This is a genomic window from Duganella sp. GW821-FHT07F09, assembly GCF_059418705.1.
The window spans coordinates 12,979-33,147 of sequence record NZ_JBWKQJ010000025.1; the positions used below are offsets into that span (position 1 = coordinate 12,979).

The following is a 20,169-nucleotide window of genomic DNA, read 5'->3' on the forward strand; positions in this document are numbered from 1 at the left end:
ATGGTGATCAAAACGCTGTTGATGTTGGACGCCTTCTCCGACAGCGCGGCCAGCTTGGCGTTGATCGAATCGGTGGCCGTGACCATGTGCTGCATGGTGCCGTCCATGCGTCGCAGGTTGTCCTGGGCCTCGGCGGTGGCGCTGGTGGTGTAGTCGGCGACGGCGGTGGCGTCCTCCATCGTCTTGAGCAGTTCCGCCGTGTTGGCGGAGATCTGTTTGGTGGTGCTGAGGATCTCGACGCTGGTCTGCGCCTGCTCGATGCCGGTGGCCTCCTGCTGCTTGGTCGAGGCGGCGATCTCGGTGGCCGAGGTGGTGACCTGGATGCCGGCCTTCTGCACGTTGTTGAGCAGGCCGCGCAGGTTGCCGAACATGCGGTCGAGGCCATGCGCCAGCTGGCCGATGGCGTCGGTGCCGGCGACCTCGATGCGGCCGGTCAGGTCGCCCGAGGCGGCCTTCGACACCACGCCGAGCAGCGAGTCGACCTTGGACTTGAGCAGGTTGGTGGCGGCCTGCTCGTTGGCCTGGCCGTCCTGGATGGCCTGCGCCATGCGGTTGAAGGCCTCGCCGACCTGGCCCAGTTCATCGCGCGAGACCACCGTCGCGCGCGCCGACCCCTCGCCGGCGGCGATGCGGCCGACGGCCGTGGTGAGGTGGTTCAGGGGGCCGAGCAGCGCCTTCGCCAGCAGGTAGCCGATCACGCCGGCCAGCACCGCGCAGGCGCCGCCGCCGAGGATCAGCAGCAGCGACATGGTTTGCTGCAGTTGCTCCGAGTTGGCCGAGCGCAGCGCGAGCAGGCGGGTTTCCTCGGCGCTGATTTCGGCGAGGACGGCGCGGGCGTCGGCGACGGTCTTGGCGCCGTTGAGCACATCGGCCGACGTGGCCACCTGTTGCGACACGCCGACCTGGCGGTTCAGGGCGCGGCGCTTGTCGAGCAGAGGGTGGATCACGTTGTTGATCCAGTTGTCGATCATCGGCGCGAGGCGCTTGAGGCGCTGCTGCTGGCCGGGGTTGTCCACCGTGAGCGTGGCGATGTTGGCCTGGTGGCGCCGCGCCGCCTCCTCCTCGGCGGGAATGGGCGCGGTCACGCTCTCCTCGCCGGTGAGCATGAAGCCGCGGGTGGAGGTCTGGATCTGCACCAGCGCCGTCTCGACGCGGTTGGCTTCGAGCAGCACCTGCAGCGTGTGGCGGTCCCACGCCCTGGCCTGCGACAGCTTGCTGAAGTTGGTGTAGGCCAGCGTCAGCAGGACGAGGATGATCAGCACGATGGCGCCGATGCCGATGGCGAGTTTTGTCTTGATACCGAGGTCTTTTAGCATGGGCGTTCCACGACGATAATGCGGTGCAAGCAATGTATCATCTTGTCGCGTCTCGTGGAGGACAAAAAAAACGGGCCGCTGGATCAGCGGCCCGTTTCGGCGTCAAGCGTGGCGGATAAGCTGCGCGATGGCCGGTGTCATTGACCGCGCTTGAGGCGCGCGTTGGCGGCGATGCGCATGCGCAGCGCGTTCAGTTTGATGAAGCCGCCGGCGTCGGCCTGGTTGTAGGCGCCGCCGTCCTCGTCGAAGGTGGCGATGTTCATATCAAACAGCGAGTCGGTCTTCGAATCGCGCGAGACGACGATCACGTTGCCCTTGTAAAGCTTGATCCTTACCCAGCCGTTGACGGTGGCCTGGGTGTGGTCGATCAGGGTTTGCAGCGCGACGCGCTCCGGCGCCCACCAGTAGCCGTTGTAGATCATCGACGCGTAGCGCGGCATCAGGTCGTCCTTCAGGTGGGCCACTTCGCGGTCCAGGGTGATCGACTCGATGGCGCGGTGGCCCTTGAGCATGATGGTGCCGCCCGGGGTTTCGTAGCAGCCGCGCGACTTCATGCCGACGTAGCGGTTCTCGACCAGGTCGAGGCGGCCGATGCCGTGCTTGCCGCCCAGGCGGTTCAATTCCGTCAGCACGGTGGCCGGCGACATGCGCACGCCGTTGACGGCGACGATGTCGCCGCGCTCGTATTCCAGGTCCAGGTACTCGGCCTGGTCGGGCGCGTTCTCCGGACTCACGCTCCAGCGCCACATGCTTTCCTCGGCTTCGGCGCTCGGGTTTTCCAGGTGGCGGCCTTCGAACGAGATGTGCAGCAGGTTGGCGTCCATCGAGTACGGCGCGCCGCCGTTCTTGTGCTTCATGTCGATGGCGATGCCGGCGTCTTCCGCGTACTTCAGCAGTTTTTCACGCGACAGCAGGTCCCATTCGCGCCATGGGGCGATCACTTTGACGCCTGGTTTGAGCGCGTAGGCGCCCAGTTCGAAGCGCACCTGGTCGTTGCCCTTGCCGGTGGCGCCGTGCGAGATGGCGTCGGCGCCGGTCTCGTTGGCGATTTCGATCAGGCGCTTGGCGATCAGCGGACGGGCGATCGAGGTGCCCAGCAGGTATTCGCCTTCGTAGACGGTATTGGCGCGGAACATCGGGAACACGAAGTCGCGCACGAACTCCTCGCGCACGTCGTCGATGTAGATGTTCTCCGGCTTGATGCCGAACTTGATCGCCTTGGCGCGCGCCGGCTCCAGCTCCTCGCCCTGACCCAGGTCGGCGGTGAAGGTGACGATTTCGCACTGGTAGTTATCCTGCAGCCATTTGAGGATGACGGAGGTATCGAGGCCGCCCGAGTAGGCGAGGACTACTTTTTTAATATCGCTCATGCTAGTTCCAATGGAGGTGAAGTGGTATGGGTTTTACTGGCCGTCGAGGCGGCCGAGCAGCAGGTATTCGATCAGCGCCTTCTGGATGTGCAGGCGGTTTTCCGCCTCGTCCCAGACCACCGACTGCGGGCCGTCGATGACCTCGGCGGCCACTTCCTCGCCGCGGTGGGCGGGCAGGCAGTGCATGAACAGCGCGTCGGGCGCGGCGCGCGCCATCTTGGCGCCGTCGACGATCCAGCCGTCGAAGGCTTTGATGCGGGCGGCGTTTTCCTCTTCGTAGCCCATGCTGGTCCAGACGTCGGTGTTGACCAGGTGCGCGCCCTCGCAGGCGTCGGCCGGGTTGGCGAAGAAGGTGTAGCGGTCGGTCGTCACCAGCGACATGTCCATGTCGTAGCCCTTGGGCGTGGAGACGTTGACGTGGAAGCCGAACACCTCGGCCGCCTGCAGCCACGAATACAGCATGTTGTTGGCGTCGCCGATCCAGGCCACGGTCTTGCCGGCGATCGGGCCGCGGTGCTCGTAGAAGGTGAAGATGTCGGCGAACACCTGGCACGGGTGGTGCTCGTTGGTCAGGCCGTTAATCACCGGCACGCGCGAATGGGCGGCGAAGCGCTCGATGATGTCCTGGCCGAAGGTGCGCACCATGATGATGTCGCACATGCGGCTCATCACCTGGCCGGCGTCCTCCACCGGCTCGCCGCGCCCCAACTGGGAGTCGCGCGTGTTCAGGTAGATGGCGGCGCCGCCCAGCTGGTGCATGCCGGCCTCGAACGACAGGCGGGTGCGCGTGGAGTTCTTCTCGAACACCATCACCAGCGTGCGGTCGATCAGCGGATGGTAGATCTCGTAGTTTTTGAACTTTCGCTTGATCAGGTGCGCGCGCTCGATGACGTATTCGTATTCGGCCAACGTGAAGTCGGAAAACTGCAGGTAATGCTTGATCGGTTTTTGGATAGGCATAATGACAACTGACAGGTGAACTGGCCCGTGATTGGATGCGCGGCCGGCTGAGCCGAACAATTATAAAGGCAATTCGGCCGAAGGGGCGAATTGCCGCAGATTGTGCTGTCGGCGGGCCCGAATTTAATGATAGATCCGCGCCGCCGCCGTCCCGGGCGCCGGCGCCGGCGCGGTCAGCGGCAGCTCCAGGGTGAAGGTGGTGCCGCCGGGGGCGCTGTGGACGCTGATTTGCCCGCCCAGCAGGGACGTGACAATATTATAACTGATCGACAATCCCAGCCCGCTGCCGCCCTGGCCCAGCTTGGTGGTGAAGAAGGGATCGAAGATGCGCGACATGTGCTCGGGCGCGATGCCGGCGCCGTCGTCGCCGAACACCAGGGTCACTTTGCCCTCGGCCGGCGCCGATGCCCGCAGCCACATGCGCCCGCCGCCGTCGCCGTCGCCCGGAGCGGAGGCGGCATCGCCGCCGAACGCGTGCAGCAGCGCGTTGTTGATGAAATTGGCGATGACCTGGCCCAGCGGACCGGGGTAGCTGTCCATGGCGATATCGGCCGGCACCTCGACCTCGATGCGGTGGCCGCAGGCGCGCACCCGGTTCATCATCGTGGCGATCACCTCGGCGGCCACCTGCTGCAGGTCGAAGCGGCGGCGCTGCTCGGTGGTGCGGTCGACCGCCACCTGCTTGAAGCTGTTGACCAGGTCGGCCGCGCTGGTGAGCCCGCGCATGACCAGCGCGTGCGCGGCGACGGCGTCGTCCAGGTAGGTCGACAGGTCGGAGCGGCGCAGGCCGGGGCCGTCCAGGCGCTTGGCCAGTTCCTCGGTCTTCTGGTGCAGGGTGCTGGCGATCAGCAGGCTGTTGCCGATCGGCGTGTTCAATTCATGGGCGACGCCGGCCATCAGCGCGCCCAGCGCCGCCAGCTTTTGCTGCGACACCAGTTGCGCCTGCGCGTCCTGCAGCTGGCGGTAGGCCTGGGCGTTGTCGAGCGCGATGGCGCCGTAGGCGCACAGGGTGCGGAAGATCAGCCGTTCGCGTTCGCCGTAGGCGCGCGCGCGGGCCGCCTGCACCGTCATCACGCCCAGGGTGCGCTCGCCGACCAGCAACGGCACGTACAGCGCGCACGACATCAGTTGCGTGCCGGGCGCGAGGAAGATGTCGTCCGGGCCGGCGTCGTCGACGTAGATCTCGGCGCGCTCGCGCAGGCTGCGCGCGGCGTTGGCGCGCGGATTGTCGACGGCGATGGTGTTGCTGGCCAGCGGCACGCCGTTCTCGATGCCGAACACCCGGCTCAGGGTGTCGAAGCCGGGGTCGCACAGGTAGATGGCCAAGGTGTTGGCCGGCAGCAGCGCCTGCACGTGGGCGTTGAGCGCTTCGAAGATGGCGCCGGCGTCGAGGTGGGTGGTGATCTCGCGCCCGATCACCGACAGCCGTTCGAGCGTGGCGGTGGTTTGCAGCAGCAGCTCGGCGCGGTGGGCCTCGGACGCGGCCAGCAACCGGTGGTGCAGGCCCTCGGCGCGGGCGCGCTCGGTCTGGTGGTGCACCTGCATGGCGATGGCGCGGTTGGTGGCCTCCTGGCCGTGGGTCTTGTCGCGCGCGGCGGCCGCCGCCAGCGCCGAGGCATAGGCCTGGGCGTGGTCGCCGATGCGGGCGTACTGGGCGCCCAGCGCGTCGAGCAGGTCGCCCGGCAGGGTGTAGCCGTCGATGCGCGAGGCCACCGCCAGCGCCCGGTGCAGATAGTGCAGGGTGGCGTTGGGCTCGGTCATGCCGGGCGGCGCCGGCAACGCGTGCCGCGCGTGGATCTCCGACAGCACCCGCAGCGCGGCCACGTGGTTGTCCAGGTGGTCCTGGGCGGTGGCCAGTTCGATCGCGTGCGCGGCGGCGGCCAGCGCCTCCCGCGGGCGGCCGAGGAAGCACAGCGCGTGGGCCTGGCCGCGGCGGGCGATGCTGTGCAGGTCGGCCTGGCGCAGCGCGGCGGCGCGTTGTTCCAGGCCGCTGAAGGCGTCGAACGCGGCGGCGTAGTCGGCGCGCTCGAGCGTGAGCTCGCCCAGGAAGTGCAGTGCCGAGGCGTAGCTGCGCCCGGCCGGCAGCGGCGCCAGCACCGCCAGCGCCTCGGCCAGCAAGTCGGCGCTGGCGTCGAGCCGGCCCAGGCGGCGCATGGTGTCGGCCGTGTGCGACAGGCAGGCGCCGACGCTGCGCGGCCAGCCGGTGGGGCGGGCCAGGTCGAGCGCGCGCTGCAGCCAGTCGAGCGCGGCGTGGTGGTCGTGCAGGATGGCGAAATCGAGGCCGACGTTGACGGCGGCGGTGATGGCCGCGCGTAGCTGGCCGGTGGCGCGCGCGGCCTCGTAGGCGCGGATGAAGTGGCCGGCGGCGGCGCCGTAGTGGCCGCCCTGGCTGGCGCGGGTGCCGAAGTAGTCGCCGATCCACGCGGCCACCCCTTGCTCCATCGGCGCGATCGGCGCGGCCGGCTCCACCGTGGCGCCGGCGTCGGCCACCAGATGGTGCTGCAAGTGTTGAAAGCGCGTGCCCCAGCGCAGGTCGGCCGCGCGCATGTCCTCGATGACGGCCCAGCGCGCGATGGTGGCCTCGGCGATGGAGACGCGCTCGGTGTCGCCGGCCTGGCCGGCGATGGCCGCCATGTGTTCCAGGTGGACGATGCCGCCCTGGTGATCGCCGCCGTCGATGGCGACCCAGGCGCGCAGCCAGCGGGTGTCGGCGCAGCCGCGCCGGTCGCCCTGCGCGTGCAATTGTTCGGCGATGGCGGCGGCCAGGGTGTCGGCCTCCGGCAGGCGGCCTTGCAGCCAAGCCGCCTCGGCCTCCACCAGCCGCAGCCGCGCCGAGGCCAGGGTTTGCGCCTCGGGCGTCAGCGCGGTGGCCGGCAGCAGGGCTAGCCCTTCACGGGCGAGGGCGGTGGCGCGCGCGCTGTCGCGCTGGCGCAGGTGCCAGGCGAGCGGCACCAGCACCGGCAGGCGGGCCGGCCCGCGCAGGGTCGGCAGGGCCGTTTCCCACTGCGATACTTCGTCGTCGAGCGCAAACATGTCCATCGATGTCCTCGAACCGCGCGTCAGATAACCGTTGATGGAAACGCACGTATAATTTCCCTTGGGAATTATAATCGCCAAACCGGATAGCGTGTGCGCGGGTCGTGCAAAAGATGGACTCTGTGATGCCTCGATACTGGTTAATACAGCGTTTGTGACGATTCATGCAACAACTGGCCGTACAGCGTGTGGCGCATCTTGGTGATCTTGCCCTCGGCGACGGCCGCCAGGATGGCGCATTGCGGCTCGATCAGATGCCGGCAATTGTAATATTTGCAATGTCCGAGATAGGGCGCGAAATCGACGAACGCACGCTCCAGCATGCCTTCGCTCAGGTGGTACAGGCCGAACTCCTGGAAGCCGGGCGAATCGATGATGGACGAGCCAGGGCCCAGTTCCGGCAACTGGTACAGCCGCGTGAAGGTGGTGGTGTGCTTGCCGGTGTCGAGCGCGGCCGAGATTTCCCGCACGGCGATGTCGGCGTCCGGCACCAAGAGGTTGATCAGCGAGGACTTGCCCATGCCCGACTGGCCGATCAGGATCGACGACTGGCCCGCCAGCAGCGGCCTCAAAATCGCCAGCGCCTCGTCCGGGCGCGCCTTGGCCGACACCTCGTGCACCGGGTAGCCGAGCGAAGCGTATGGTTGCAGCCGCTCGCGCGTGCGGGCCAGCGATTCGGTGACGTCGGTCTTGTTGAGGATCAGGCGCGCCTGGATGCCGGCCGCTTCGGCCGCCACCAGCGAGCGCGACACCAGGTCGTCGGCGAAGCCGGGTTCGGTCGCGACGACGATGAACAGTTGCGTCAGATTGGCGGCCAGCAGCTTGGATTTGTACTGGTCCGAGCGGTACAGCAGGGTCTTGCGTTCCTCGATCTTGTCGATCACACCCTGGTCGGGCGAGGTCATGGTCACGTCGACGATGTCGCCGACGGCGACGTTGGTCTTCTTGCCGCGCGTGACGCATTGCAGTTTGACGCCGCCGGCCTCGGCCAGATAGTGGCGGCCGTGGGCGGCGATGATGGTCGCCTTGAGCTTGGTTGGTGCTTGCTGGCTCATGCGGACGCCTTGGCCAACTGGGCGAACAGCGCGCCGGCCTTGGCCGCGCAGATGAAGTCGTTGTCCGACAGGCCGCCACGGCCATCGTTGACCGAATGGGTGTCGTAGCGCACGGTGCAGTTTTTATAAGTCACGGTCATTTCCGGGTGGTGGTCTTCGGCGTGGCTCAGGTAGGCCAACGCATTGACGAAGGCCATGGTGCGATAGTAATTGAGAAAGCCGAAGGTGCGGCACAGTTTGCCATCTTCCAGCGACCAGTCCGGCACGAGCGTCGCCATGTGCGCGGCCTCGTCGGCCGTCAGCGCTTGCTTGGCGGGCCGGCTGTGGCCGGCGAGCAGGCCGGCGTGGGTGGCGATCATGTTGCCGCCGCCGCGTTCAGATGCCGGATGCGCACGCTCGCCGGCGGGTGGGAATCGTAGAACGCCGAGTGCAGCGGATCCGGCGTCAGGGTCGAGGCGTTGTCCTCGTACATCTTGACCAGCGCCGACACCAGGTCGCGCGCATCGGTGTGCTTGGCGGCGAAGGCGTCGGCCTCGAACTCGTGCTTGCGCGAGCCGATCGATGTCAGGGGGCTGAACAGGAAGGTGAACACCGGCAGCGCCAGCATGAACAGCAGCAGCACCATGGCGTCGTTGCTCTGGCCCGGCAGCAGCAGCGGATCGACACCGAGGCCGGTGTAGAACCACACCTGGTTTTTCAGGTAACCCAGCAGCGCGAGGAAGCCCAGCGAGATGGCGAACATCATGACGATGCGCTTGATGATGTGCTTGAGCTTGAAATGGCCCAGCTCGTGCGCCAGCACCGCCTCGATCTCCTGCGGCTGCAGGCGCGAGAGCAGGGTGTCGAAGAACACGATGCGCTTGTTGGCGCCGAAGCCGGAGAAGTAGGCGTTGCCGTGGGCGCTGCGCTTGGAGCCGTCCATCACGAACAGGCCTTTGGAGGCGAAGCCGACGCGCTTCATCAGCCCCTCGATGCGCGATTTGAGCGACTGGTCCTCCAGCGGCGTGAATTTGTTGAACATCGGCGCGATGACGGTCGGGAACAGCACCATCATCAGCAGCTGGAAGCCGCTCCACACCAGCCAGGCGTAGAACCACCACAGGTCGCCCGATTTTTCCATCAAGGTCAGCATGACCCACATCAGCGGCAGGCCGATGGCCGCGCCCAGCAAGGCGCCCTTGACCATGTCGGCGAAGAACAGGCCGCGCGTCATTTTGTTAAAACCGAAACGCTGCTCCAGGCGGAACTGCTTGTAATAGTCGAACGGCAGGTCGATCACGCCGGAAACGACCGCGAACGCGGCCAGCAGCGCCAGTTGGTAGCCCATGCCGCCGCCGGTCAGTTTAAAGATCTCCACCGACAGCCACTGCAGGCCGCCGAGCAGGGTGAAGCCGACCAGCACCAGGGTGTTGACCAGCAGCGTGAACAGGCCGAACTTGGTGCGCGCGACGGTGTAATCGGCCGCCTTCTGGTGGGCGGCGAGGGGGATCTTCTCGGCGAATTCGGCCGGCACGGCGCCGCGATGGGTCAGCACATGACGAATATGGCGCGAGGCCAGCCAGAAGCGCACGATCAAGGTCAAAATGATGAAAGATACGAACAAAATCGAAAACGCGAGTGAATACATTCTATGCCTGTGAGAAAATGGCGGATTCGGATTAACGTGGGCTCACGCGAGCCAAGAGAGAATTATGTCACAAGCTAACGATTTGCCAGAAGGTTCCGCTCCTGCGGTCATTACCCCGCGCCAGAATGAAATGAATCTGGTCTGGGTCGATATGGAGATGACCGGTCTGGAGCCGGACACCGACCGCATCATCGAAGTGGCCGTGGTCGTCACCGACATGCACCTGAACGTGCTGGCCGAGGGGCCGGTGATGGTGGTGCACCAGAGCGACGCGGTGCTCGATGGCATGGACGCCTGGAACAAGGGCACGCACGGCCGTTCCGGCCTGATCGACAAGGTCAAGGCGTCGACCGTGACCGAGGCGCAGGCCGAGGAAGAGCTGATCAAGTTCATGAAGCTGTGGGTGCCGAAGGGCAAAGCGCCGATGTGCGGCAACACCATCGGCCAGGACCGCCGCTTCATGGTGCGCTACATGCCGAAGCTGGAGGCGTATTTCCATTATCGCAACATCGACGTGTCGACGTTGAAGGAACTGGGCAAGCGCTGGAAGCCGGAGATGGTGGCTGGCTTCAAGAAGCACCAGATGCACACGGCCATGGCCGACATCATCGAATCGATCGAAGAGCTCAAGTACTACCGTGAGCATTTCATCAAGCTGTAAGGGGCGAGCGCGTCCATCGGAACAGGTTCGGTTGAACCTGTTTTTTTTCGTCTGGAGGGTAAGTCATGAAAATTTTGCAATATGTTGTCGCCGTGGCGCTGGCGCTGGCAGGCGCCACGGCCGGCGCCGCCCATTTCACGATCAAGGATTGGGAGGTTGCCTGCGACAACACGCGCGCCTGCGAGGCGGTGGGTTATCAGGCGGACGAGGGCGATAGCGCGCCGGTGGCCTTGTGGCTGGGGCGTCCGGCGGGGCCTGTCGGGACCGTGGCGGCGAAACTGAGCGTGATCGCCGCGGACGAGGGCGCGGTCGGTCCGTTGACCTTGCGGGCCGGGCAACTGACCTTGGCCGGTTTAACCTCCGACGCCGAATTGACGGCGGCGCAGATCGCGCGCTTGCTGCCGGCGCTGCTCGATGCGGGTTACGCCGACGTCACCGACGGGAAAACCAATTGGCGGCTGTCGCTGGCGGGCATGAAGGCGGCGTTGTTGAAGATGGATGATTTGCAGGGGCGGGTGGGCACCGTCACGGCGCTGGTCAAGCCGGGGACGAAGCCGGCGAGTGCCGTGTTGCCGGTTTTGCCGGCGCCAACGCTGCGCGGCCTCCCGTCCCCGCCGGAGCGCAAGCAGGATGCGGCTTTGCTGCCGGTCATCGTCAAGAAGTTGCCGAAGGGTGGATGCGACGAGGAGCCGGATCTGATCGGCCGCGGCGAATCCCAGAGCGAGATTTATCGGTTGTCGGCGTCGAAGATGTTGTTGCTGATCGAATGCGGGCGCGGCGCCTACCAGTCCAGCTTTGCGGTCTGGATCGCCGACGACAAGCCGCCGTATGCCGCACAGCGGGCGCGGCTGACGGACGCCGACGTCGCTCCGGACAACGAGTTGCTCAACGCGTCGTTCGACAAGGGCGAGCTGGGCAGCTTCGCGAAAGGGCGCGGACTGGGCGACTGCAACACGCAGGCGACTTGGCTGTGGACGGCGGAAGGTTTCAAGCTGTCGTCGGCGTCATCGGCGCGCCTGTGCCGTGGCGTGCCGGGTGGGTATATGCTGAGCGATTGGAGCGCGCAGATCAAATAGGCGGCATCGGACCGCGGCAAATTCTAAAACACGTAGGGCGGATTAGCGCAGCGTAATCCGCCATGCATGCGCAGTCGGCGGCTCAAAGATGGCGGATTACGGCGTTCCGCCTAATCCGCCCTACGTGCCTCCTCGAGAAAGCAGCGGCCCGTTGGTCGATGGCAATGAGCGACGCTTCTCTTTTGCACGATCGGATCGGGACGCCAGCGATAGTCTGAGCCACGTAGGGCGGATTAGCGAAGCGTAATCCGCCAAGCTCCGTCGGCGGCCCAAACATGGCCGATTACGGCGTTCCGCCTAATCCGCCCTACGTGCCTCCTCGAGAAAGCAGCGGCCCGTTGGTCGATGGCGATGAGCGACGCGTCTCTTTCGCACGATCGGATCGGGACGCCGGCGATAGTCTGAGCCACGTAGGGCGGATTAGCGAAGCGTAATCGGCCATGCATGCGCCGTCGGCGGCCCAAAGATGGCCGATTACGGCGTTCCGCCTAATCCGCCCTACGTGTCTCCAAGGTCATTCCGGGCTATCTTATCCGGCGAACGCTTGCCACACCAGCCAGGCGTTGGCGCTGGAAATCACCGCGAACAGGAACCACGACAACCCCGTGGTCCACCAGGCGTTGACGAACTCGCCCATGATGCGGCGCTGCGACGTCAGGCTGATCAGCGGATACATGGCGAACGGCAGTTGCATGCTCAGCACCACCTGGCTCAATACCAGCAGCTTGCCGACAGAATGCTCGCCCAACGTCAGCACGCCGATCATGGCCGGGATCAGCGCCAGCCCGCGCGTGAGCGCGCGCCGTTGCCAGCATGGGATCTTCATTTTCAGAAAACCTTCCATGATGACCTGCCCGGCGATGGTGCCGGTGAAGGTGGAGCTTTGTCCGGACGCCAGCAGCGCCAGCGCGAACAAGGTCGCCGCCAGCGCCGTGCCGGCCACGGGGGCCAGTAGCAGATAGGCCTCGTCGATGTCGAGTACGCGCGTGTTGCCCGGCTCGTGGAAGGCGGCCGCCGCCAGCACCAGGATGGAGCCGTTGATCAGCAACGCCAGCAGCAGCGAGACGACGGTGTCGATGCGCGACAGCCCGATCGCCTCGCGCTTGGCGCTGGCCTTTTGCGATACCACGCGCGTCTGCACCACCGACGAGTGCAGGTACAGGTTGTGCGGCATCACGGTCGCGCCGAGGATGCCGATGGCCAGGTACAGCGGCTCGCGCTCGGACAAGGTCGACAGCGACGGCACCAGCCCCGCCATGACGGCGTTCCAGTCGGGCTTGACGAAAATGAGCTCGGTGAACAGGCAGGTGGCCACCGTCAGAATCAGCGCCAGCACGATCGCCTCGATCTGGCGGAAGCCCTTGCCTTTCAGTCCAAGGATAAGCAGCGTGTCGAGCGCGGTGAGCGCCACGCCGGTCGGCAGCGACACGCCCAGCAGCAGCTTGAACGCCAGCGCGCAGCCGAGCACCTCGGCCAGGTCGCAGGCGATGATGGAAATTTCGGCGAAGCCCCACAAGGTCTTGGCCACCGGCGGCTTGTATTGTTCCCGGCAGTGCACCGCCAGGTCCTTGCCGGTGACGATGCCCAGGCGCATGCTCAGGCATTGCAGCACGATGGCGGCCAGGCTCGACAGCACGACCACGAACAAGAGCTGGTAGCCGAACTGCGAGCCGCCCTGGATGGCCGTGGCCCAGTTGCCCGGGTCCATGTAGCCGACCGAGACCAGCAGGCCGGGACCGGCGAAGCGCAGCACTTTTTTCCAGAACGGATCGCCCTCCGGCACCTGGACGGTGCCGGCCACTTCCGACGGGCAGAACGGCGCGGTGGCCGTGGTGGGGAGCTTGAAGGGGAGTGAGAACATGGGCATCCTGAGAATGAATGCCCAAATTCTACTTGAGTTGGTGCAACTTCGTCCCTATCCCTCGGGGCTAAGCCGCTGCGCGAACAGCCACTCGCGCCAGGCGGGCGACAGCAGCATCGCCGGCGGCACCGTATGCTCGAGGCCCTGGTATTCGACCAGGCGCACCTGGGCGCCGGGCTGGCGCCGCAGCGCGGCGAACATCGCGCGGTCGGGGCCGATAGGGTTTTCGGTGTCGGCGTCGCCGTGCACCAGCATCAGCGGCGTGGCCGCCAGCCGCGCGGCGTCGGCCCGCTCGGGCGCGATGCCGGAGAAGGCGACGGCGGCGGCGAACAGGCCGGGCTGGTGCAGAATCGCCTGCGTGGCGGCCGAGGCGCCCATTGAAAAGCCGGTCACGTAGACGCGTTCGCCGGCGATCGGATATTGCAGTTTCAGTTGTTCGACCAGCGCCGTCAGGGTGGCGATGTTGGGGCCGGGCCGCGCGGCGAGCAGGCCGTCGGCGGCAGACGGCGCGTAATTGGCGCTGCGTTCGGGAAATTGCGGCACCAGTATGTAGGCGGGAAATTTAGCCCGGATCGCGGGCACCGCCCACGAGCGCGCCAGATGGCCGAGCTGGCGTCGGTTGTCGTCGCCGACCGCGCCCGAGCCGTGCAGCACCAGGATCAGCGGGTGGCGCTGGCCGGCGTGCTGCGTCTCCGCCGGCGGCGCCAGCAGCCGGTAGCGCAGCATGCCCGCCGCGCCGGTGAAGCTGCCGGCGGTGAAGGCGTCGGCGTCGACGCCGTCGAGCAGCGCGGCGTCGGTCTCGCGCTGGGCCGGCGTGGTGCTGTCGCTCAGCAGTTCAGGTGCGGCTGCGACGGAGGCGGTGGCGGTCGCCGCGCCGGCCGGCGCCGCCATCGACAGGGTGGCCGCCAAGGCGGCCATGAACAAAGCGGATGGCAGCGTCATCGGCTTATTCGGCCGCGTCGTTGGCGGCTTCGTCGCCGTGGCACTTCTTGTACTTCTTGCCGCTGCCGCAAGGGCAGTCGTCGTTGCGGCCGACCTTGGGCTCATCGCGCTTGACGGTGGCCACCGGCGCCTTGCGGCGCGGCACCCAGAACTTGTAGATCAGCGGCAGGTTGGCTTCCAGGTCCTGCGCCAGCTTGTGGGCCTTGACCGGATCTTCGACCAGCGGCAGTTCTTCTTCCTCGATTTCGTCGGCGCCCAGCAGGTAGATCGGCTTCATCAGTTCCTGCACGTCCGAATCCCAGATCTCCTGCCACGAGCCGGGACGCAGTTCCATGCCTTCCCAGAAGCCCCAGCACCACGCCTCGGCGTCGATCAGGGTCTGGCCTTCGTGCTCGTGCTCGACGAACAGCGGCTCGAACTCCTTCGGCGCCACTTCGAACGTCACCAGCACCTCGTTCATAAAGCGCATGATCAGGTTGAGGATGCGTTCCTCTTCCTTCGGGTTCTTGAACTTCGGAACGTCGGTTTCTTCCTGGCCCCACACGCGCTTGAGCCACTCGGCCGGCATGATGGTTTCCGGGCCGATGGCGATGGCGGTCAGGTAACCGTGCAGCATGTCCATCGTCATCGCGTCCTCGGGGCTGCGCTCCGATAACAGGAAATTGTCTAATTCGTCGAATTCTTTGTCGCTCAGTGGCTGGTCGAGTTGCATGGCTTGCTCTTTTTCTTGGATTGAAGGCCACAGTATACACGCCGCGCCCCGTACAATGCGGGGATGAACCAAGATAACCAAGATCAGTTGGACGACGAAGAAGAAGACGCCCGCGCCGCCGCGCTGGCCGCCGCCATGGCCGGGCCGCAGGGCGGCGCCGACAGCGGCGATTCGGCCCACGACGACGATGCCGCCGCGCCGGCGCGCGTGCCGCACCCGTATTCCGCGCTCAATCCCGAATGCGTGCTCGATGCGCTCGACAGCATCGGCCTGCGCGGCGACGGCCGCCTGCTGGCGCTGAACAGCTATGAAAACCGCGTCTACCAGGTCGGCATCGAGGACTCCTTGCCGCTGGTGGTCAAATTCTATCGTCCGGGACGCTGGAGCGACGCCGCCATCCTCGAGGAGCACGCTTTTACCGAAGAGCTCGCCGCGCGCGAGATCCCGGTGGTGCCGGCGCTGGCGCTGGACGGCCGGACCTTACACCGGTTTAACGGCTTCCGCTTTGCCGTCTTTACCCGCCACGGCGGCCGCGCGCCCGAGCTGAGCGATCCGTCGGTGCTGGAGTGGACCGGACGTTTCATCGCCCGCATCCACGCCGTCGGCGCGGTCAAGCCGTATCGGGAGCGGCCGGCGCTCGACATCGCGACCTTCGGCACCGAGCCGTGCGAATTCCTGCAGACGAATCAGTTCATTCCGGCTGATTTGCAGGAGGCGTATGCCAGCGTCTCACAGCAGGCGCTCGATGGGGTGCGCCGTTCGTACGACAGGGCGGGGGAGTTGCCGCAACTGCGCCTGCATGGCGATTGCCATGGTGGCAACGTCTTGTGGACCGATGCCGGGCCGCACTTCGTCGACTTCGACGACAGCCGCATGGGGCCGGCGATCCAGGATTTGTGGATGATGCTGTCCGGCGATCGGGCCGAGCAGGTGCGCCAGATGAGCGATATTTTGGCCGGCTACGAGGACTTCTGCGAATTCAACCCGCGCCAGCTGCATCTGGTCGAGGCGTTGCGCACCTTGCGGTTGATTCATTACTCGGCCTGGCTGGCGCGGCGCTGGGACGATCCGGCGTTCCCGGCCGCGTTCCCGTGGTTTAACACGCAACGTTACTGGCAAGACCGCGTCCTCGAACTGCGCGAGCAGGTTGCGCTGATGGACGAGCCTCCGCTGCCGGTGTGAGGACCGGCCCCGGGACGTGGCGGCCGCTCAGAAGGTTTCCCAAGCATCCTTGTCGTTATTGGATTCCGCTGTGATTTTCGCTGCCGCGGGCAGGCTTTTTGCCTTCGCTTTCAGCCTTGGCGCGGTGCGCGTGGCGGCCGCGGGTTTGGCCGGCGGCGTGCGCGTGGCGCCCGTATTGCCGAGCGGTTGATGGCCGAGCTTGAAGACCGCGACGGCCGCCACCAGGGCCTGGGCCTGGATTTTGAGGCTCTCCGCCGCCGCCGTGCTTTCCTCCACCAGCGCCGCGTTTTGCTGCGTGGCGCGGTCCATCTGGCCGATCGCCTCGCTGATTTGCGCCACCCCTGCACTCTGCTCGACGCTGGCGTTGCTGATCTCGCCCATGATGTCGGTGACGCGCTTGATCGAGTCGACCACTTCGACCATCGTGGTCCCGGCCTCGTCGACCAGCACGCTGCCTTGTCCCACGCGGTCCACACTGGCTTTGATCAGTTCCTTGATTTCCTTGGCGGCGCTGGCGCTGCGCTGTGCAAGATTGCGCACCTCGCTCGCCACCACGGCGAAACCGCGGCCCTGTTCGCCGGCGCGCGCCGCTTCGACCGCCGCGTTCAATGCCAGGATGTTGGTCTGGAAGGCGATGCCGTCGATGACGCTGATGATTTCGACGATTCTGTTCGAGCTGGCGTTGATGTCCTTCATGGTTTCCACGACCTGCCCGACCACTTTGCCGCCCTGCGCCGCCACCCGTGAGGCGTTGAGCGCCAACTGGTTGGCCTGGCGGGCGTTTTCCGTATTGTTTTTAACGGTGGAACTGAGTTCTTCCATCGACGCGGAGGTTTCCTCGATAGAACTGGCTTGTTCCTCGGTTCGGCCGGACAAATCGACGTTGCCTTGGGCTATCTGTAAGGAGGCGGTCGACACCGTCTCGGCGTTGGCGCGTACCACGCCGACCACCTGGGCCAGTTTTTGTTGCATCTCCCTCAGCGTGGCCATCAGACTGCCGCCGTCCTGGTCCCGGACCTGGATCGTGGTGCTCAGGTCGCCGTTGGCCACGGCCTGCGCCGCCAGCACCGCGTCGGCGGGCTCGCCGCCCAGTTGGCGCATCAAATTACGCAATATCACCAGTCCGCCCAGGATGGCGGCGGCGGTCACCAGGGCCACCGCGATCAGGGATTCCAACCGCGCGAGCGAGGTGGATTTGATTTGGACGCCGACTTTGTCCTCGGCCAAGCGATCTTGGGCGGTTTTCAGCGCCGCCAGGGTTTGGAAGGTCTGGTTGGCGTTGTCCTTCACTTCCAGGCGATTGATCTCGCCGCCGCCCTTGATGTCGCCGGCTTCGATCGCCTGCACCTGACGGGTCATGCCCAGTCGCATCTTGCCATAGGCATCCGAAAGCTTGCCGATATCGCCGGCCACGGTGGGACTCGCGCTCGCCTTCAGTTCGTCGATCAGTTTATCGACCTGGCTGAACCGCTCGGTGTTTTCCGCCTTCCAGGCGGCGATCGATGCCGGATCGCCGATCGCGATCATGCGCAGGATGTTGATGTCCACGCGCGTCAGCAGGCCGTCGATTTTCGAGATGTTTGAAGCTTGCCGGTAGTCGGACGCGTAGATGTCTTTCATGCTGGCCGTGGTGCCGGCTTGTTCGCTCAACAGGAACAAGGTCAAGGCGCTGAAGGCGACGATGATGGCCGCGAGCAGGCCGGTAATTTTTTGCTTCACTGTGAGCCGATTCATGCGTTTCTCCGATGTTTGGATTTTATGTTGGTCTTAATGAAATAGCATCGCGGAGGACGGCGGCGTTCATCCAGTTTCATGTGTGCCGTTCTTTGCCTATCACATCACAAAATAACTTCCGCAGGAAGGAACTTCGCCCCAAAGCCGCTTTTGAAAGTTCCCAATTAGCAATAATGTCGTGTTTCAACATCATTGCGGGCAGGTCTGGAATTGACGGGTTTTTCGGGCTCTTCTCGTGGTTCGGCCTGCGGCGCCGCTGTTTGATAATGGATGCTCAGAAGCCTTGGTGTTTGCCGGGGCACACCGTCAAGCGAGAAACCTCATGCAAGCAGAACTGGCTCAACGCGAAAGCGCTATCGAAGACGTCCAATTGGGCGTGGCTTTTTCCGCCGATACCGTTCCCACCGTCACCTTGCATGACCCCGACGAACCGGCCGCCAGCCTGCCGACCCCGCGCGCGGCGATGGAAATGAAGGCCATCCAGGAGGCCATCGCCCGGGTCGAGGCCGAAGCCAAGGCCGCCTGCGCCGCCGAAAACCGCGCCCACGCCGAAGCCCGCGCCCGCTCGCTGGCCGAGGACCGCGCCGCCATCGACGCCGCCGCCGCCGCCGTCGCCCAGCAAAACGCCCAGGCCTCGGAAGAAGCCATCGCCGCCAACCGCGAGCGTCTCGAATCGCTGCGCGCCGCCGCCCAGGCCAGCGTCGCCCGCCTGGACGCCGTGAAACAGGAAACCGCCGAGCTGCGTGCCCGCGTCGAGGCCGACACCCAGATCCGTCTGGCCGCCGAAACGCGCGCCAAGGCCGAAAACGAAAGCCGCCAGCGCGCCTTCGAGCAGATCGCCGCCGAATCCGAGCTGGCCGAACAGGCCGCGCGCGCCGCCGAGGAACTGCAAGCCCAAACCGAACAAGCCCGCCTGCAAGCGGTCGAGCGCGTCGCCGCCGTGCAGGCCGCTAAGGACGAGGTGGTCGGCATCGCCAGCGCCGACGCCCGCGTCGCCACCATGGCGCGCGAACGCGAGCGCCAGGCCTACGCCGCGCGCCAGACCGCGCAAATGCTGGTCCAGGCCGAGGCCGAAGCGCTGGACCTGACCGTGCAGCGCGAACGCGCCGACCAGATCGCCCTCGAATCGGCCTTCAACCGTGCCGCCGCCGAAGTGCGCGCGTTGGAAGAAGCCCGCGCGCTGGCCCATCTGGAACAGGAGCGCGAGCAGATCGCCCTGGCCAAGGCCGAATCCGAACGCAGCGCCGCGCAGTCGCTGCACCTGCGCCTGCAAACCGAAAAGGAAATCCGCGACGCCGCCATCCACCGCGAACGCCTGGAAATGGTGGCCGCCGCCAGCGCCAAGGCGCGCCGCGACGCCGACGCCAGCATCATGGCCGCCACCGAGGCGCGTATCGAAGTCGACAGCCAGCTGCGCGCCGTCGCGCTGGCCCGCGTGCAGGCCGAGCAGGAAGCCGAGCTGAGCACCCACGCCAAGGTCGAAGCCGAGTCGCTGGCGCTGGCGCAAGCCAAGCAGCGCCAGGCGGCGGACGAGGTCGCCGCAGAGGCGGCCCGCGTCGAGACGCAGGAACAGCAGCGCGCCGCCGCGCTGGCCGAGGAGCGCGCCGCGCTGTCGCGCACGGCCGCCGAGCTGGCCGCCAAGGTCAACGCCGCCGAGCAAGCGGAAGTGGCCACGATCGCGCGCCAGGTCGAGGCGCAACGCCAGGCCGACGCGCTGGCCAGGCAAAAGGCCGATCAGGCCGAGGTGCTGTTGCAAGCCGAGCAGGAGCGCGCCGCCGACGAGCGGCAAGCCATCGCCGCGCTCAAGGAAAAACTGGCGGCCGAGGAGGGCGCCAGCGCTGCCGCCAAGCATCGCATCGCCGCAGAGCGCGCGCAGACCGAGGCCTTGCGTCAGCAGCAGGAAGCCGAGCAGCGCCTGGCCGCCGCCGCCGACAAGCAAGCCGAAGCCGCGAACGTGATCGCCGCGCAAGTGGCCTTGGAAGCCGAGCAGCAAGCCACCGCCGCGCAGGCGCTGGCGGCGCAAGCGCGCCTGGCCGTGGAACTGGGCGTGGTGCATGCCGAGCGCGCCCGGATCGAGCAGGACAAGGCCGCCGCCGCCGAAGCGCTGTTGCAGGCCGAGCGTGAGTTCATCGAAACCGAGCGCGAGTCGCTGGCGTTGATCGAGCAGAAGCTGGCGCAGCAACGCTTGACCACGGCGTCGGAAGTGCGCGCTTCGAAGGCGATCGCGGGACGTCTGGAGGCGGAGCAGAAGGTTGCCGAGGCGGCGCGTCAGCGTGCCGATGCGGAGCAGGCGGAAGCGGATGCGATGGCGCAGCGCGCGCAGGCCGAGCAGGCTACGGCGCAAGCGGCCTTGGACAAGGCGGCTGGCCAACTGGCGTTGCTGGAAACGGCCAAGGCGCATGCCGACATGCAGCGCAAAGTGGCCGACACGACGGCGGCGATGACGGCCGCCAAGCAGAAGTTGTTGGATTTGGAAACCCGCCGTCATGGCGCGGTGCAGAAGGCGCTCGATGGCGTGCTGGTCAAGGTGGAGGTGGCCGAAGGCGCCGTGGTGGAAACGCTGGATGCGGCCCGCGCCCGCAAGGAAGCGCGTCAGGCGCAGCCGGTGTGGCGCGCGCGCTGATAGGTAAAAATTGA

Annotated in this window: 15 protein-coding genes; 4 read left to right on the forward strand and 11 right to left on the reverse strand. The window is 66.2% G+C overall.

The genetic code is table 11. The features are described from left to right. From AC07P1_RS32790 to AC07P1_RS32820, 7 genes are all read right to left on the reverse strand, one after another. On the reverse strand, nt 1-1,316 hold a 1,316-nt coding region (locus AC07P1_RS32790), incomplete at its 3' end, for a CHASE3 domain-containing protein (RefSeq protein WP_494699783.1). 137 nt (nt 1,317-1,453) lie between these two features. Beyond that, nucleotides 1,454-2,686 carry an argininosuccinate synthase gene (locus tag AC07P1_RS32795; RefSeq protein WP_315221499.1) on the reverse strand — a complete coding sequence of 411 codons (1,233 nt, stop codon included), beginning with the start codon at nt 2,684-2,686 and terminating at the stop codon, nt 1,454-1,456. Nucleotides 2,687-2,719: 33 nt separating this feature from the next. Then, nucleotides 2,720-3,646, reverse strand: coding sequence for an ornithine carbamoyltransferase (gene argF / locus AC07P1_RS32800; RefSeq protein ID WP_494699784.1), 927 nt, complete (start codon nt 3,644-3,646; stop codon nt 2,720-2,722). Nucleotides 3,647-3,769: 123 nt separating this feature from the next. Continuing rightward, entirely contained in the window at nt 3,770-6,685 is a 2,916-nt protein-coding gene (locus AC07P1_RS32805) for an ATP-binding protein (protein ID WP_494699785.1), read from the reverse strand. 137 nt (nt 6,686-6,822) lie between these two features. Continuing rightward, on the reverse strand, nt 6,823-7,737 hold the full coding sequence (rsgA, locus tag AC07P1_RS32810) for a ribosome small subunit-dependent GTPase A (protein WP_494699786.1): 915 nt from the start codon (nt 7,735-7,737) through the stop codon (nt 6,823-6,825). Continuing rightward, entirely contained in the window at nt 7,734-8,096 is a 363-nt protein-coding gene (locus AC07P1_RS32815) for a 4a-hydroxytetrahydrobiopterin dehydratase (RefSeq protein WP_494699787.1), read from the reverse strand. The genes rsgA and AC07P1_RS32815 overlap by 4 nt, the downstream gene beginning before the upstream one ends. Beyond that, nucleotides 8,093-9,364: a M48 family metallopeptidase gene (locus tag AC07P1_RS32820; RefSeq protein WP_494699788.1), complete on the reverse strand. Its 1,272-nt coding sequence runs from the start codon at nt 9,362-9,364 to the stop codon at nt 8,093-8,095. Before AC07P1_RS32820 ends, AC07P1_RS32815 begins: the two co-directional genes overlap by 4 nt. 64 nt (nt 9,365-9,428) lie before the next feature. Here AC07P1_RS32820 and orn point away from each other — a divergent pair, with 64 nt between their 5' ends. Both orn and AC07P1_RS32830 read left to right on the forward strand, forming a co-directional pair. Beyond that, a complete protein-coding gene (gene orn, locus AC07P1_RS32825) occupies nt 9,429-10,025 on the forward strand; it encodes an oligoribonuclease (RefSeq protein WP_315221487.1) in 597 nt (198 codons plus the stop codon). A 65-nt stretch (nt 10,026-10,090) separates the two neighbouring features. Beyond that, on the forward strand, nt 10,091-11,101 hold the full coding sequence (locus AC07P1_RS32830) for a DUF1176 domain-containing protein (RefSeq protein ID WP_494699789.1): 1,011 nt from the start codon (nt 10,091-10,093) through the stop codon (nt 11,099-11,101). 529 nt (nt 11,102-11,630) lie between these two features. On the opposite strand, the gene AC07P1_RS32835 is transcribed toward AC07P1_RS32830, so the two are convergent. The 3 genes from AC07P1_RS32835 to AC07P1_RS32845 are packed head-to-tail and all read right to left on the reverse strand — an operon-like array spanning nt 11,631 to nt 14,616. Beyond that, nucleotides 11,631-12,962 (reverse strand): Nramp family divalent metal transporter, encoded by a 1,332-nt coding sequence (locus tag AC07P1_RS32835; RefSeq protein WP_494699790.1) that lies wholly within the window; start codon nt 12,960-12,962, stop codon nt 11,631-11,633. Nucleotides 12,963-13,016: 54 nt separating this feature from the next. Further along, nucleotides 13,017-13,904: a carboxylesterase family protein gene (locus AC07P1_RS32840; RefSeq protein ID WP_494699791.1), complete on the reverse strand. Its 888-nt coding sequence runs from the start codon at nt 13,902-13,904 to the stop codon at nt 13,017-13,019. A 4-nt stretch (nt 13,905-13,908) separates the two neighbouring features. Further along, nucleotides 13,909-14,616: a UPF0149 family protein gene (locus AC07P1_RS32845; RefSeq protein ID WP_494699792.1), complete on the reverse strand. Its 708-nt coding sequence runs from the start codon at nt 14,614-14,616 to the stop codon at nt 13,909-13,911. A 63-nt stretch (nt 14,617-14,679) separates the two neighbouring features. Between AC07P1_RS32845 and AC07P1_RS32850 the strand changes: the two genes are divergently transcribed. After that, the gene (locus AC07P1_RS32850; RefSeq protein WP_494699793.1) at nt 14,680-15,798 is read left to right on the forward strand and encodes a serine/threonine protein kinase; all 1,119 of its coding nucleotides are present in this window, start codon (nt 14,680-14,682) and stop codon (nt 15,796-15,798) included. Between the two features lie 27 nt (nt 15,799-15,825). Here the strand turns inward: AC07P1_RS32850 and AC07P1_RS32855 are convergent, their stop codons facing one another. Beyond that, a complete protein-coding gene (locus AC07P1_RS32855; protein WP_494699794.1) occupies nt 15,826-17,532 on the reverse strand; it encodes a methyl-accepting chemotaxis protein in 1,707 nt (568 codons plus the stop codon). Between the two features lie 322 nt (nt 17,533-17,854). Between AC07P1_RS32855 and AC07P1_RS32860 the strand changes: the two genes are divergently transcribed. Then, nucleotides 17,855-20,155 (forward strand): coiled-coil domain-containing protein, encoded by a 2,301-nt coding sequence (locus AC07P1_RS32860; RefSeq protein WP_494699795.1) that lies wholly within the window; start codon nt 17,855-17,857, stop codon nt 20,153-20,155. Nucleotides 20,156-20,169: the final 14 nt, after the last annotated feature.

Bases quoted from the DNA above. Each gene is read 5' to 3' on its own strand.
- argF (WP_494699784.1), bottom strand. From the start codon at position 3,646: ATGCCTATCCAAAAACCGATCAAGCATTACCTGCAGTTTTCCGACTTC.
- AC07P1_RS32830 (WP_494699789.1), top strand. From the start codon at position 10,091: ATGAAAATTTTGCAATATGTTGTCGCCGTGGCGCTGGCGCTGGCAGGC.
- AC07P1_RS32820 (WP_494699788.1), bottom strand. From the start codon at position 9,364: ATGTATTCACTCGCGTTTTCGATTTTGTTCGTATCTTTCATCATTTTG.
- orn (WP_315221487.1), top strand. From the start codon at position 9,429: ATGTCACAAGCTAACGATTTGCCAGAAGGTTCCGCTCCTGCGGTCATT.
- AC07P1_RS32855 (WP_494699794.1), bottom strand. From the start codon at position 17,532: ATGAATCGGCTCACAGTGAAGCAAAAAATTACCGGCCTGCTCGCGGCC.
- AC07P1_RS32815 (WP_494699787.1), bottom strand. From the start codon at position 8,096: ATGATCGCCACCCACGCCGGCCTGCTCGCCGGCCACAGCCGGCCCGCC.
- AC07P1_RS32845 (WP_494699792.1), bottom strand. From the start codon at position 14,616: ATGCAACTCGACCAGCCACTGAGCGACAAAGAATTCGACGAATTAGAC.
- AC07P1_RS32850 (WP_494699793.1), top strand. From the start codon at position 14,680: ATGAACCAAGATAACCAAGATCAGTTGGACGACGAAGAAGAAGACGCC.
- AC07P1_RS32840 (WP_494699791.1), bottom strand. From the start codon at position 13,904: ATGACGCTGCCATCCGCTTTGTTCATGGCCGCCTTGGCGGCCACCCTG.
- rsgA (WP_494699786.1), bottom strand. From the start codon at position 7,737: ATGAGCCAGCAAGCACCAACCAAGCTCAAGGCGACCATCATCGCCGCC.
- AC07P1_RS32805 (WP_494699785.1), bottom strand. From the start codon at position 6,685: ATGGACATGTTTGCGCTCGACGACGAAGTATCGCAGTGGGAAACGGCC.
- AC07P1_RS32795 (WP_315221499.1), bottom strand. From the start codon at position 2,686: ATGAGCGATATTAAAAAAGTAGTCCTCGCCTACTCGGGCGGCCTCGAT.
- AC07P1_RS32860 (WP_494699795.1), top strand. From the start codon at position 17,855: ATGCAAGCAGAACTGGCTCAACGCGAAAGCGCTATCGAAGACGTCCAA.
- AC07P1_RS32835 (WP_494699790.1), bottom strand. From the start codon at position 12,962: ATGTTCTCACTCCCCTTCAAGCTCCCCACCACGGCCACCGCGCCGTTC.